The following is a 14,059-nucleotide window of genomic DNA, read 5'->3' on the forward strand; positions in this document are numbered from 1 at the left end:
TCTAACTCTTCTTTCAATTCGGAGGTTGTTATGAAAAAGTATAGGTATAGCAAATGGATGGTTTGCAGTAAAAATTTTGTTCCTTTGATTTTAATGGTTGGTTTGTTTGGTTATGGGATATATGGCTATCTTATTGATGGACATAATGAATTATATAAACTATTAATCGTTGTTATGCCTTTTTTAATATTATCCTCCGTTATTGGTTTACAATTTCCTTCTTCTATCACGGTAACGAAAGAAGGAATTTTATTTGAAGGATTTGGCAGACAGCATAAATATTATTGGAGTGAAGTTAAAAATGAAATGAAAATAAAAAAATATGATTTTGCTGGCCAAATATACATTCGCATAGGTAACCCGCGAATATTTGGCGGAAGATATTGGATTTCATATAAAATGGACGGTTACTCTGATTTATTAAATGAATTAATAAATAGAGGTGCTCGCGTACTTTAGTGGGGGAGATCAATATGAAAGCTGCTGTCTTTTATGATAGGGAGGATATAAGGTATGAAGAAAGACCAATTCCTCAAATAGGTGATAATGAAGTTCTATTAAAAATGAAGATATGTGGTGTATGTGGAACTGATATTCATAAAGTAGTCGATAGAACTGTACCGCCTAATACGGTATTAGGGCATGAAGTATCAGGGGAAATTGTACAAGTTGGTAAAAATGTTACACAATTTGAAGAAGGAGATCGTGTTTTTGTTGCCCATCATGTACCATGCTTCACCTGTCATTATTGTAATAGAGGAAATTACAGTTTATGTACTCAGTTTAAAGCAACAAATCTAGATCCTGGTGGTTTTTCAGAATATATTCGAGTCTCTGCTGTTCATGTAAAACATACAATGGGAAAATTGCCATCTGATATGAGCTTTGAAACAGGAGCTTTTGTAGAACCAGTTGCTTGTTGTTTGCATGGATTTGAGTCCATTGCATTAAATCCTGGAGATACAGTTTTTATAATGGGGGCAGGTCAAATAGGGTGCATTCAAATTCAGTTGGCAAAATATTTCTTAGCTGACAGAGTAATTGTAAGTGATATTAACCCATTTCGGTTAAACAAATCATTAGAATTTGGTGCGGACTATATCATAAATAGCAAGAATGAACATGTGAGGGACAGAATAATGGAAATAACAGATGGTCAAGGGGCAGATGTAGTTATTATTTCAGCTGGTGTTAATCATCTGTTAACGGAAGCAATGGAATGTGTAGGCAAAGGTGGGACAATATTAGTATTTGCTCCGTTTAAGAGGGAACTTGTCTCATTACGGGCGGATAGGTTTTTTCAAGACGAAATTAAACTTGTTGGGTCCTATTCATCCAATCCATATAATTACGATAAAGCATTGCAACTACTTAAAATGGGTGTTGTAGAAGCGGATAAGATGATCACACATCGTTTCCATTTATCACAGCTGAATGAAGCCATTCAATGTGCACACAGTACTAAAGAGAATGTGCTAAAAGTTTTGATTAAATCGTAATAAATGGTGGTGAAAAATCCTTTGGAAATAAAGTTAAAAAATAAAGTTGCGATCGTGGTTGGAAGTAATTTTATTTTTGGGAAAGAGATATGTTTAGCACTTGCTTTATCTGGCGCTGAGGTATGGATTCATCATTTTAACGAGGAGGACAAAATTGAGCAAATTTCTAAAGAAATCTCCTCGCTCGGCGGAACAGCAAAGGTCATCTCAGGCGACTTAAGGAAACTAGAAGAGGTTCAAAAAGTTATTTCAAAAATTGCAAAGAATAGTGGCAAAATTGACATTTTAATCAATAATATTCATGTTTTGTCAAAAGAAACAATTGAGGATTTAGATCCTAATGATTGGATTGAAACGTTGGAGTTCAACCTTGATATTCCGTTCTTATGCAGCAAGGAAGTGATTCCACACATGCTAAGAATTGGGGAGGGAAACATTATTAACATTTCAGCAACCGCGGCAGTCACCGGTGAAATCGGCCCCCATTATGCAGCGTCGAAAAGCGCATTAAATTCAATGACTAAAGGATTGTCTAGGGAATTCCGTGAATTTGGAATACGTGTAAATAGCATTTCTCCTGATATCGTTCAAACATCGACATCATTGTCTTCTCTCAGTAAAGCAGTTGCAAACACAGTTTTGTTTTTATGCTCTCCATATGCGACACATTTAAAAGGTGAAATAATTTTCCTTGGAGAGGAGGAAAATATTCATTGAATAGAGAGAATGTATTGGTAATTGGAGGAGCGGCGGGCATTGGAAAACAGATTGTTTTAGACTTTGCCGGAAGGGGAAAAAAAGTAGCAGTAGCTGATATTAATAAAAAAGCACTTGATCAACTAATCAATGAAAGCGGAAGACCAAATGACATTTTTAGTTTCGAAGTAGATGTATCGAACTGGGAAAGCGTTCAAAATATGATGACAAAAGTTAAAGAAACTTTAAATTCGATTGATATTTTTGTTTATTCTGCAGGGATTACGAAACAAGTTTCTTTTTTGAATATTGATTGGGCATCGTGGAAAAAAACAATAGCTGTAAATTTACATGGACTTTTTTTCAGTACAAAAGCAGTGTTGCCATTAATGAAAAATAAAAATGGGGGTAGTATTATAATCATTGGATCTGGTTCTGCCATAACCGGTTCAGGAGGAGGTATCCATTATGCTGCTTCAAAAGGTGGTGCTTTTGGATTTATGAGATCTTTAGTAGGAGAGCTAGGTAAAGAAGGAATTAACATAAATGTGATTGCTCCTCGTGTAATTGAATCGGACATGCTTGACCGCTTGTATCCTTCAGAGGGATCCAAAAATACTCTAAAAAAAGAAATTCCGATAGGCCGACTAGGTAAACCTTCTGATATTTCAAATCTCACTAATTTTTTGTCTAATGAAGAATCAGCATATATTCATGGGCAAATCATTATTGCAGATGGCGGGAGAACATTTAAACCAAAAAGCGGTTAAGTTCACTTGATTAGTTTTGAACTTGATCATCTATTTCTTGAGCTTTACAAGAACCATTTTTTCATCTTAAAAATAATGGTCAATATTGTATTGGGGCAACTTTATGTTCAAAAAACAATAGCTATATGTGTTTTTCGTTCATAATTGTTTTTGCTCACATAAAATTGAGCCACTTCGCTCATGAAAACGTGAACCACTCCATTTCCATCTAAAAACACCATCTTGATATGGAGTGAGAGGCATGATAGGCTTGTTGCCTATCGAAACACTTTGATGTGTCGCGTTTCGAGTGAAATCATGCCTCTGGAGGCTCCATGTCAAGACACTCCAGATTTACCATTTGCCAATTTCGAAGTGACTCACAAGTATGTAATCGGAGTGGCTCAAAATTCAATTATCAAATACAATAATAAAAAAGATTAATAAGAATTTATATGGAAACAAGGGGAATGATAGTTAAATAGTCTAGATGGTCCCAGTTCACCTTCGTTAAATTGTTGTTAAAACATGGCGGATTCTTTTTTGTGTTTGACCTTTTTGATTAAAGAAATTGAATAAAGGAAAAGTCCTTTGTTTATTTCAATATAAAAGTGTGGAGAGGAATAAAGTGCTTATGCAGTGATATACACTGGGCTTTACATGGAGGAAGGCAATAAAAGTTTAACTGTTTTAACTGGTGATTGTTGGAAGAATTAAGCTGCAGCGGCTCCATGTCAAGCCTTTTATAACTGAATCGTTGAGTTATATTATTGCAAATTTTTAATGTTGACTCCACACTCTGCTTTTTTTCTTGCAGAAATAGTCCTTCTCAGCTCTGGCAACAACTTTCACCATTCCCCATTTTAGATCTTTCGTATGCTTTTCATTTAGGCTATCTAACTCAAGTGTAGAAACTTAAGGCCGTTAGTTTCTTAACGTGTTTGATGAATCAAATTGAACAACTCAGAAAATTCTTGCTTATTCATTTTACTTATTAGTTCATTTGTTGTGTTTTTTGTGTTATCCTTATCCATGGGAATTATCCTTATAATTAGAAATTCTAATTATAAGGATTTTTTATACTGATTAAAGACCATGTATTTTCCATATATTAAAAAATATTACAAAATTTTTTGAATATAACAACTTGAGGAATAAGATTAATTTAAGTCAAAGGTTAGTTAATATAAGTTATTTTTAACAATGCTGATGGTTAAATAAAGAGGTGAAGAAATGTTAACGTGGGAAGAAAGGAGACAACTTGTCAAGATAGCGACTTTATATTACACAGAAGGATGGACACAAGAGCAAATTGCCAAAAAGATTGGCGTGTCTAGACCGATTGTTTCGAAAATGATACAAAAGGCAAAAGAAGCAGGAATTATTGAAATATATATAAAAGATGAGAGTATCCATACAGTTGAATTGGAACAGAAGCTGGAAAAATATTTTAATTTAAAGGATGCAGTTGTTGTTCCTTCTGTAGGTTTAACTCCTGATTTGGTAAAGAGTGCGGTAGGACGAGCAGGTGCTTATTATCTTTCTAAAAATTTAAAAAACGTAAAACGTCTCGGAATTTCCTGGGGAACTACACTTGCCGAACTTGTAAAGGAATTTCCATATGTACGTAATGAAGATATACATATAGTTCCGCTCGAAGGTGGTATGGGAAGAAAATATGTTGAAATTCATGCAAATCAACTGGCATATGAACTGGCAAAAAAGTTAAATTGTACATGCTCTTATTTATACGCTCCTGCGATTGTAGAGACAGAAGAATTAAAAGAAAGATTATTAGCAATGCAGGATATAGAAGCAGTGCTTGAAGAAGGACGAAATGTCGATATAGCAGTCATTGGAATTGGTAACCCGCACAGGTCATCTACATTGCGGAAGTTAGGTTATTTAAGTGATGAAGATTTAAATTATTTACGCAAGCTCGGTGTAGTCGGAGATATCGGATTTCGTTTTTTTGATGATTTTGGAAATGTTATTATCGACTCTTTTACGAACAAAGTAATTGGCGTTACTTTAACAGAACTGAAAAAAATTAATCAAGTAATTGCTGTTGTTGAAGGGATACACAAACTTGAAAGTATAAAAGCTGCATTAAACGGTGGATTTATAAATGTTTTAATTATCGATGAACAGACTGCTGCAGCAATTGTTGAAAACTGGTAATACCCTGTTAATTCAATCCCATGGGCCGATTTATAGAAAAGTTAAATAAAAATACTATGCTCCAACTCTCAAATCATTAAGTTTTGAAGTTGGAGTTTTTTTGATTTTGCTGAAATATTTTGCCGATTTAAAACGTCGACGCTTACTTAAAAAAATCACGCGTCTTTTTTTCAGCATGGGGCATTTTGTAACGGATCATTACAAGGGCAGTTATTCCACTATAAAAAGTGGGGTAAAAAATTTAAAAGCAAAGTTGAAAATGTCAAACAGATAAAGAGCGGACAATAGGTTGAAAGAAAGCAAGGGAGGAGGGGCAAAAGTTGAAAATTCAACGCATTGAAAGGCAAAATCGGCGAAAAATTCTGAACTTGTTTCTAGAATAATCGTTGTTATTGAGAACTCATAATGTGGGTTCGAAAGCCTTTCTATGTCCCGATTGAAAAAGCAAAATGTCCGATAAGAGAAAATTGACACCATTAGTATTCAACGTGCGATGACTGTTCCCCTGATAAAGCCAACATAGCATTTATTTGTCCTAGCAATATAAAAATGAGAAAAGTGGTCCAACTCAATGATTTTTTCGTTTGTTTTTCACCTCTAGCCAAGCTTAATCAGAATGAAACATATATCGATTGACAGGTCTTCCGATGCTGCCATACTGAACATGGATTGAGACTTTTTTGATTTTCGCCAGGTAGTCTAAATATCTTCGTGCAGTAACGCGTGCAATACCGATTCCTTCCGCAACTTCTTCAGCGGAAATCGGTTCTTTTTGATTTTGAAGGAAACGGATGATCTTATCAAGTGTTACTTGGTTCAACCCTTTAGGCAGGTCTGGATCCTCTGGCTTGTTCTTGAATTTATTGTTTAACAACATAGTGTCTACATCTTTTTGCGTTAATTTTTCTTTTTCCTTCAGCTGGCTATGATAAAACAAATAGTTTTTTAATGATTGTTGGAGCCGTTCAAATTTAAACGGTTTCATAATGTAGTCAAAAGCGCCGTTTTGCAGGACACGGCGAACAGTTTCCATATCTCTCGCAGCGGTAATCGCAATGACATCTACGGAATGACCCTCTGACCGGATTTGCTTGAGCGTTTCTAATCCATCCTGATTAGGCATGTAAATATCTATAATAACTAGTTCAGGTTTCAATTCCCGAACAAGCTCTATGCCTTCTTTTCCGTTCCCTGCGATTCCAATCACAGTAAAGCCGTCGACTTTTTGGATAAATTGTTTATTCACCTCTTGAACCATGGGATCATCTTCAATCAACAATACACTAATTTTTTTGTTCAAATTTTTTGCCCCCTTTGTTTTTTACATATCAAATGTGATGATAAATGTAGTTCCCATACCTTTTTGCGACTCAACCTGAATGTGACCGTTTGCTTGGTCAACAATTTGTTTGACCAGATATAAGCCTATTCCATGATTTTGCTTGTTTTTTGTGGAAAAACCCTTTTCAAAAATGTTCGGTAATACAGAATCGTCTATGCCAGGACCGTTATCTTCAACTAATATCGTGCAAATTTCTTTATTTTGATCGATGCTGATGAATATTTCTTTGTCAGGATCAGTCGACTCTTGAAAGGCATCAAAAGCATTTTCAATTAAATTCCCAATGATGATCACCAGGTCGTTATGATCGATATTTTTTGGGAAGCGCTCCAAATGGCTGTTTCTGTCAATGACTACTTTAATTCCGAGCTCTTTGCCCCGGCTGATTTTGCTGAGTAAAAGGCCCGATATGCTTTCATCTTTAATATGTTCAGTTAAAAAGTTTGTCAGCTCTTCTTGCTCTTCCGTTATTTTGAATACATATTCTAACGCTTTTTCTTTATGTCCAAGCTGAATGAGACCTGCTATCGTGTGCAATTTGTTCATATGTTCATGATTTTGAACACGAAGCGCGTGGACAAAAGCTTTTACTCCGGTTAATTCTTCCGCAAGCTTTTTGATTTCAGTTCGATCCTGGAAAATGGCGACAGCTCCGACCGTTTCGTTATTCACTCTGATCGGGATGCGATTGCTTAAAATGCTTAGATTCCTTACCTGCAATTCTTTGTTATAAATAGGACGGTCAATTACTAATATTTCCGGGAGCCGGGTGTCGGAAATAACGTCGCGAATCGGCTTTCCGATCACATCTCCTTCAATGCCCATCATTTGTTTGGCACGGTCATTAAAAATAGTTATACGTTCATTTTTATCAATGGCAATGACTCCTTCGTGCATAGCATTAAATGTTTCAGTCCGTTCAACTAGCATTTTAGCTATTTCAAAAGGCTCCAAGTGAAACATCTGCTTTTTTATATGTCTTGCCAGGAGCCAGGCCCCCAAACCGCCTAATAGTAAGACAAGAAAAGAAATCGAAAAAATTTGCGATTTTAAATTTGCAAGCAGCTCATATAAGCTTGGAAGCTTATAGGCTGCGATGACGACTCCAACTTGTTTATGTTCTTTATTCATGACAGGTACAAAGGCGCGGATAACAGTGCCGATTTCTCCATTTGCTTTTGACGTATATGTGTGTTCGGCAAAGGCAGGACCTTCATCTTCTCCTTCCGATTTTGTTCCGATTAACGATTTGACCGGATGGGAAAGGCGGGTACGATCCATATCGAGCACAACAATATATTCTGTTCCGTTAATGATTTGAAGACGTTCAATCATCGAAGGAATCAGCTGGCGATCTTTCAAGCTTCCATTGAGCCCGTTTCTGACTTCAGGCAGCGCCGCAACCGTCCTCGCAGCTAATATAGATTGCTGTTTAAGCTCTTCTTCTTTTTGGTTTAAATATTCGTTTACAATAAATAATCCTCCGAAAAAAAGCGATAAAAAGACAATAATAAAAATTAAACCTGTTATTTTCCATATGATTGGTAATCGCTTCATAAGGCAACCTCTTTTAGCTAAACGTTCATACTTGCTTTATTTTATCACAGATTTGCTTTCCTTTACTTTAGAGAAAGAGCATGCTTGGTATAATTTATGTTAAAATGATCAAAAACAAATGGTGTGATGAATCATGAAGAAAAAAATCGTGAGGTATTTGGCTATAGTATGTGCCGGGTTAGCCTTTGCGTTATTTTCCTATAATATCATTATACAATCTCAAAATGATCCACCGGTTTACGATGATGAGCAAGAGGGGCTAAAAGAGCAAATTAAAATCTATTTCAGCCATGTAGTGGCGGAGGATACGCCAAAAGGCTTGGCTGCACAAAGGTTTGCAGATTTGGTCGAGGAAAGGACGAAGGGCCGAGTAAAAGTGATTGTGTTTCCAAACGGTTCATTATATTCAGATAAAGATGAAATAGAAGCTTTAAGAAAAGGCAAAGTGCAAATGATTGCTCCTTCCTATTCAAACGTGGCAGAATTGGTTCCGGAATGGGAAGTGTTGGATTTGCCGTTTATTTTTCAAAACGATGATAATGTTGAAAGGGTTTTAACAGGAAAAATTGGCGAAGAGCTGCTCAGTATGTTAGAACCGAAAGGATTTAAAGGACTGGCTTTTTGGGGAAATGGATTCAAACAAATGGTAAATAGTCAAATGTTTATGAAGAATCCGGATGATTTCAAAGACCAAAGATTTCGGATCATGCCTAATAAAGTCATAAAAAAACAATTTAACATGTTAGGAGCGGAACCGATTGCCCTCTCATTTGATCAAGTTTATGAATCATTAGAAGAGGAAGCATTTGACGGACAAGAAAACACAATTTCGAATATTTATTCAAAAAGATTTTATCAATTTCATCCGTATGTAACAATTAGCAATCACGGTTATTTAGGATATGTCGTAATGGTCAATGAAACATTTTGGAATCAGCTACCTAAAGACGTTCAAAAACAAATTATGGAAGCAATAGAAGAAACGACAGCTTGGAATATGAAGCAATCGAAACAGCAAAATATAAGACAGCTTGAAGAAATGAGGCAAAATCAAAATATACATATTCATACGTTAACGGAAAAAGAGCGAAAGAAATGGCAGGAACGATTTGTGCCGCTTTACCATGAATATGAAGCGAAATATGGAAAGCTATTAAAAGAAATAAGAAATGCAGCAAGCTGAACTAGCCATCGTTTCAGCAAAAAATGGACTGTCCGCGAGGCGGCAGTCTTTTTTTATGGAATTTGAGAGAAAAATTTTGTTCAGTGAGGTGTTATATTCGCCGCTCTCATCCATTTTTACGCTGGAAACACCTCATGAAATAGCCCAATGAGGATTCGGTGGTTAAGATAAAGTACATGCACATCACAGCGGCTGTACAGACATTAAAATGGCTGAAATACCTCCTTTCAGCTAATTATGTGCTGTCTATATATTTGAAACGAGATCATAAGGAAACTCGATCTCATGGTCTATCGCCCGTTGTGTTTTGATTTTTTTGGGGTTACAAATGGACAATCGGTTATGAAAATGGTCATCGTTGGAGTTACGGCTGAAGCATGAGAGTCGTTGGGCACTCTGTTAAGGAAGGAGAGCAAACCGTTTACGTTTCTTTGGAGTGACAAGCTCGTTAGACTTTAAGTGGGAGTAGTTGAAAAGCAAAAATTAATCTATTAAGAGTTTCCGCTTCTGTTTCCCAGAATGACTAGGGAGGTGCTGATCCTTTCTCATTTTTGGCCATTCAAATTAATTTTGAGACCAAAAAGAACAAAAAGATTAATAAAACCATAATATTAAAACTTTTTGAACATTCTATTAACATAAATGTACGGACGTTTGAAAACGTTATCAAAGGGGAAAGGAGAGAGATAGATGCGAATAAACTTTAAAAACCTGACTGTACAAGTTATTATCGGTATCATTTTAGGGATTACAGTTGGATTTTTATTCCCTGAGTTCGGGGCAAAATTAAAGATTTTGGCAGATATTTTTATTAAACTAGTGAAAATGGTGATTGCACCAATTGTATTTTTCACCGTTGTCATCGGCATCGGATCGATGGGTGATCTGAAAAAAGTAGGCAGGATCGGCGGGAAAGCTCTGATCTATTTTGAAATTGTTACGACGATTGCTCTTGCTATCGGGATCTTTGTCGTAAACATTATGAAGCCAGGTGAGGGCTTTAACACCGATAGTGTGCAAGGAAGCGATATTTCTCAATATACGAAACAAGCAGAGGAAACAAGTCACGGTGCTTTAGACTTTATCATGAGCATTGTGCCAGAAAATGCTGTGGGAGCGCTTGCGAATGGAGAACTCTTGCCGATTTTATTCTTCGCAGTCCTTTTCGGATTAGCAGCGGCAAGACTAGGGGAAAAAGCAAAACCTGTTATCAATTTGTTTGAACAATTGACAAATATCTTTTTTGGCATCGTAAATATGGTTATGAAAATTTCACCGATTGCGGCTTTTGGTGCAATGGCCTATACAATCGGAAATTTCGGTCTGGGATCGCTTGTGTCTTTAGGAAAATTAATGGCCTCTGTCTACATGACGATGTTCTTATTTATCGTGATCGTGTTGGGACTGATCACAAAATTTTACGGGTTCAGCATTTTAAAATTTATCGCATATATAAAGGAAGAAATATTGCTTGTGTTAGGAACTTCCTCCTCTGAATCCGCATTGCCAAAATTGATGGAAAAGCTTGAGAAGTACGGATGTTCTAAGTCTGTTGTTGGTCTTGTTGTTCCGACTGGGTATTCTTTTAACCTAGATGGAACGTCGATTTATTTGTCAATGGCGGCTATCTTTATTGCACAGGCATATGGGGTCGATTTAACCATTTGGCAGGAACTGACTCTACTTGGAATTTTAATGCTGACTTCAAAAGGCGCTGCAGGTGTGACTGGTTCTGGATTTATTACATTAGCCGCTACTTTGGCTGCATTTCCAATGGTTCCGGTTGAAGGAATCGCACTTCTCATCGGTGTTGACCGATTTATGTCAGAAGCCCGTGCGATTACGAATTTAATTGGAAACGGTGTCGCAACAGTTGTTGTGTCAAAAATGGAAGGAGAGTTTCATCCGGAAAAAGCTTCTCAAGAAGAGCAGGTTTCCAGTCAGGCGACTGGCACTGTATATGCTAACGAACAGTGATCCGAAAATTTGATAACAAATCAAAAAGAAAGGATGTTGAAAGAATTCGGCATCCTTTTCTGTTTTGATATTGAAGGTTTCTCTTCAGCGAGCTCTGTATAAAAAATGAAAAAAGGTGAAAAAATTTCAAGAACTGCTTAATATAAATAATGGGGAAATTATTGCAGAAAGGGAGTGGAACAAGGTGGTGCAGTCTCCAATTTTTTTAAAGCCTGTTTTTAAAGATCGAATTTGGGGTGGAACAAACCTTCGCACTCATTTTCATTACAAAATTCCAACGGAGACAACAGGAGAATGCTGGGCGATTTCTGCCCATCCGCATGGTCAAAGCATTGTAGCAGAAGGAAAGTTTAAAGGAAAAACATTGGGTGAATTATGGGACAACCATCGAGAATTGTTCGGCGGAATAAAAGGGGATCGATTTCCTCTCTTAACGAAAATTCTTGATGCAAACAACGATTTGTCCGTGCAAGTGCATCCAGATGATGAATATGCAAAAAAGCACGAAAATGGTGAATTAGGAAAAACGGAGTGCTGGTATATCATTGACTGCTCAGAAAATGCGGAAATCATTTACGGTCATCATGCCAAAACGAAAGAAGAGCTCGTATCCATGATTCAAAGCGGAAAATGGGATCAATTGCTGAGAAGAGTAAAAATAAAACCGGGCGACTTCTTTTATGTTCCGAGCGGCACCATCCACGCCATCTGCAAAGGAACGCTCATCCTTGAAACGCAGCAAAGTTCTGATACGACTTACAGAGTGTATGATTACGACCGTGTAGATGCAAACGGAAATAAAAGAGAATTGCATTTGAAACAAGCGATAGAGGTGGCGACTGTTCCTCATAAAGATTACACGATTGAACGTTCTGTGGAAGTAAAGGAAGGAGCAACGATTACCACATTTATCAAAAACGAATTTTTTTCAGTTTACAAATGGGAGATTGACGGCGAAGGGAAGTTTGTTCAAAATCATCCGTTCCTTCTTGCAAGCGTGATTGAGGGAGACGGGGAGCTTACTCATGATGGCCGTTCATACACATTAAAAAAAGGGGCTCATTTTATTTTGCCGAACCAAACAGGCGATTTCGCAATAAAAGGAAAATGTGTTCTCATTGTATCTCATGTATAAAACATTTATCCCGACTCTTCTTTCTCCTTTTAAAGGAGGGAGAAGAATCGGGGTTTTTATTGAAAAAAGGTCATTCGGTTGAAGAAATACTTTCCCCAACTCAATTGTACCCCCATAGAAATTCGCCGATATACTTGTCCACTTTCGGATGCTCATGAAGACCGCTGTGTGTGGCAAGTTTATCTTTAACAATGATTTCATGATAATTTTCTAACGGAACAATATTTCTAGCGCTGAGAGCGCTCTGGATGGAGACAACTCCATCACTGTCTTTATACTCGGGATTGATCCCTGCGATATTGAGAACTTTCGTTTTTTTAGAAAATTGATCCCGGTTGTTCAATATTTCTAGTAAAGCATGAGAATCTGGTTTTAAATCAATGATTGCTTTACCTGTATTTAGCTTATGGTAAGATTCCTGTTCTATTCCTTGAAACGGGCTGCCTATGACCACCATTTTGCGGACAATCGGGTAATCCTTCAAGTTGTTCGTGTCCTCGATATATTTTGTCGAAACGAGTCCTCCCATCGAATGAGCCACAATGTATAGCTCGTCTACCGAATAGTTTTCTTTTAATAAGCGCATTGCCTTTTTCAGAGAATTTGCCGTTTCCTCAATACTTGTGCGGTTTTCCTCAAAAACAATTTGTATAAAAGGATTTTTTAAGTTTTGTGGGATTGTTCCGGAAATATGGACAATGCCCATGCGGTCAACTCGAATGACCATTGATTTTGTTCCCCAGCGGTAATCATATTCAAAACGATGCAGCATATGTTGGAACGAGCGCATTGTTCCTTTATAGCCATGGACAAAGATGGTCGGAATTTGAGGTTCAATGCTTGCAAAAGAGTCGTTTGAATCGACATGCTTCGAGCGCCACGTAATAAAAAAAACGCTTAAAAGAAAAAACGTAAATAAAAAAATAGATGCCATTCGCCCCATCGTCGATTTTTTTCTCACGATAAGTTCACCTCGTAATGATAATATTATACTAATTTTTTGGTTTTATCATGGAATTTTTTTCTTTTTTTACAAAAAAGTTTAGAAATTTACCAAATTTTCTTGAAATTCGTGTATAATATACATCGAAAGAACTGGTAAAAAAGTCTAATGTCATGCAAGGATTGTCAAATAGTGAAGAAAAAGGGGTGAAAGAGTGGAGCAGGTCAAAAATTATATTTTAACTTGTGACACGCTAGCATTGCTTCCTTATTTTAATAAGTATGGAGAATGTTGGACAATTGTTATTGAGAAGTATGAAAAGTATCTTGTGAAAGAGAGGCCGAAAGACCTTTTGGCAGAGAGCTGCAGCTATTACGGTGTGTCTCTTAAAGGCATCATAGACGCAGCTAAGAAAATTCTGCCGCACCAACGTATGCTTCCTGTATGCATTCCTGTCCTCGATCTTTGTTTTTTCCCTACTAAATCAATGGAGCATTTAGACTGCCAATGGATTGCGCATTCGGCTATTCGACATGTCGTTTCAAAAGGAAAGCATTCAACAATCGTTTTAATCAATCATGAGAAAGTAGTAGTGGAGAAGCATATGAGTATCATTTACAACAAAATGAAAAGTGCGTCTCATATCAATGATACATATAAGAGAAGGATCAATGAGGGGAAGGAATACCATTCCTTTATTTTATATGAGAAGCCATCTTGTTATGATTGTAAACGAAAATCATAATGCTGCTGAATTATTCTAGGCTTGCGGGGATTTTTTATTATAGGGAATGGCG

At 36.8% G+C, this 14,059-nt stretch carries 12 protein-coding genes; 9 read left to right on the plus strand and 3 right to left on the minus strand.

Annotation, left to right across the window (positions count from 1 at the left end; translation table 11 throughout):
- The first annotated feature begins 30 nt into the window (after positions 1-30).
- From NSQ84_RS02760 to NSQ84_RS02780, 5 genes are all read left to right on the plus strand, one after another.
- Positions 31-459 (plus strand): hypothetical protein, encoded by a 429-nt coding sequence (locus tag NSQ84_RS02760; RefSeq protein ID WP_327873657.1) that lies wholly within the window; start codon positions 31-33, stop codon positions 457-459.
- A gap of 14 nt (positions 460-473) precedes the next feature.
- Complete coding sequence (locus NSQ84_RS02765; protein WP_327873658.1) at positions 474-1,499, plus strand: zinc-dependent dehydrogenase; 1,026 nt, start codon at positions 474-476, stop codon at positions 1,497-1,499.
- 21 nt (positions 1,500-1,520) lie between these two features.
- Positions 1,521-2,216 (plus strand): SDR family oxidoreductase, encoded by a 696-nt coding sequence (locus NSQ84_RS02770; protein ID WP_165381940.1) that lies wholly within the window; start codon positions 1,521-1,523, stop codon positions 2,214-2,216.
- On the plus strand, positions 2,213-2,965 hold the full coding sequence (locus NSQ84_RS02775; protein WP_242513816.1) for an SDR family oxidoreductase: 753 nt from the start codon (positions 2,213-2,215) through the stop codon (positions 2,963-2,965). Before NSQ84_RS02770 ends, NSQ84_RS02775 begins: the two co-directional genes overlap by 4 nt.
- 1,212 nt (positions 2,966-4,177) lie before the next feature.
- On the plus strand, positions 4,178-5,125 hold the full coding sequence (locus tag NSQ84_RS02780; RefSeq protein ID WP_066246910.1) for a sugar-binding transcriptional regulator: 948 nt from the start codon (positions 4,178-4,180) through the stop codon (positions 5,123-5,125).
- A gap of 607 nt (positions 5,126-5,732) precedes the next feature.
- Here the strand turns inward: NSQ84_RS02780 and NSQ84_RS02785 are convergent.
- Both NSQ84_RS02785 and NSQ84_RS02790 read right to left on the minus strand, forming a co-directional pair.
- Positions 5,733-6,383, minus strand: a complete 651-nt coding sequence (locus NSQ84_RS02785; protein ID WP_339212726.1) for a response regulator — start codon at positions 6,381-6,383, stop codon at positions 5,733-5,735.
- Positions 6,384-6,446: 63 nt separating this feature from the next.
- Positions 6,447-8,024, minus strand: coding sequence for a sensor histidine kinase (locus tag NSQ84_RS02790; RefSeq protein WP_339212198.1), 1,578 nt, complete (start codon positions 8,022-8,024; stop codon positions 6,447-6,449).
- Between the two features lie 133 nt (positions 8,025-8,157).
- Between NSQ84_RS02790 and NSQ84_RS02795 the strand changes: the two genes are divergently transcribed.
- The 3 genes from NSQ84_RS02795 (at position 8,158) to manA (ending at position 12,319) form a co-directional block, all read left to right on the plus strand.
- Positions 8,158-9,207, plus strand: coding sequence for a DctP family TRAP transporter solute-binding subunit (locus tag NSQ84_RS02795; protein ID WP_327873661.1), 1,050 nt, complete (start codon positions 8,158-8,160; stop codon positions 9,205-9,207).
- A gap of 690 nt (positions 9,208-9,897) precedes the next feature.
- Positions 9,898-11,184, plus strand: a complete 1,287-nt coding sequence (locus tag NSQ84_RS02800) for a dicarboxylate/amino acid:cation symporter (protein WP_327873662.1) — start codon at positions 9,898-9,900, stop codon at positions 11,182-11,184.
- A 184-nt stretch (positions 11,185-11,368) separates the two neighbouring features.
- Complete coding sequence (gene manA / locus NSQ84_RS02805) at positions 11,369-12,319, plus strand: mannose-6-phosphate isomerase, class I (protein WP_066247027.1); 951 nt, start codon at positions 11,369-11,371, stop codon at positions 12,317-12,319.
- Between the two features lie 100 nt (positions 12,320-12,419).
- Here the strand turns inward: manA and NSQ84_RS02810 are convergent, their stop codons facing one another.
- Positions 12,420-13,280, minus strand: coding sequence for an alpha/beta hydrolase (locus NSQ84_RS02810; protein WP_082829352.1), 861 nt, complete (start codon positions 13,278-13,280; stop codon positions 12,420-12,422).
- 196 nt (positions 13,281-13,476) lie between these two features.
- Here NSQ84_RS02810 and NSQ84_RS02815 point away from each other — a divergent pair, with 196 nt between their 5' ends.
- On the plus strand, positions 13,477-14,007 hold the full coding sequence (locus NSQ84_RS02815; protein WP_063386322.1) for a competence protein ComK: 531 nt from the start codon (positions 13,477-13,479) through the stop codon (positions 14,005-14,007).
- The last annotated feature ends 52 nt before the right edge of the window (positions 14,008-14,059 follow it).

The sequence above is a fragment of the Aeribacillus sp. FSL K6-3256 genome, assembly GCF_037965805.1.
Classification (GTDB): domain Bacteria; phylum Bacillota; class Bacilli; order Bacillales; family Aeribacillaceae; genus Aeribacillus; species Aeribacillus composti.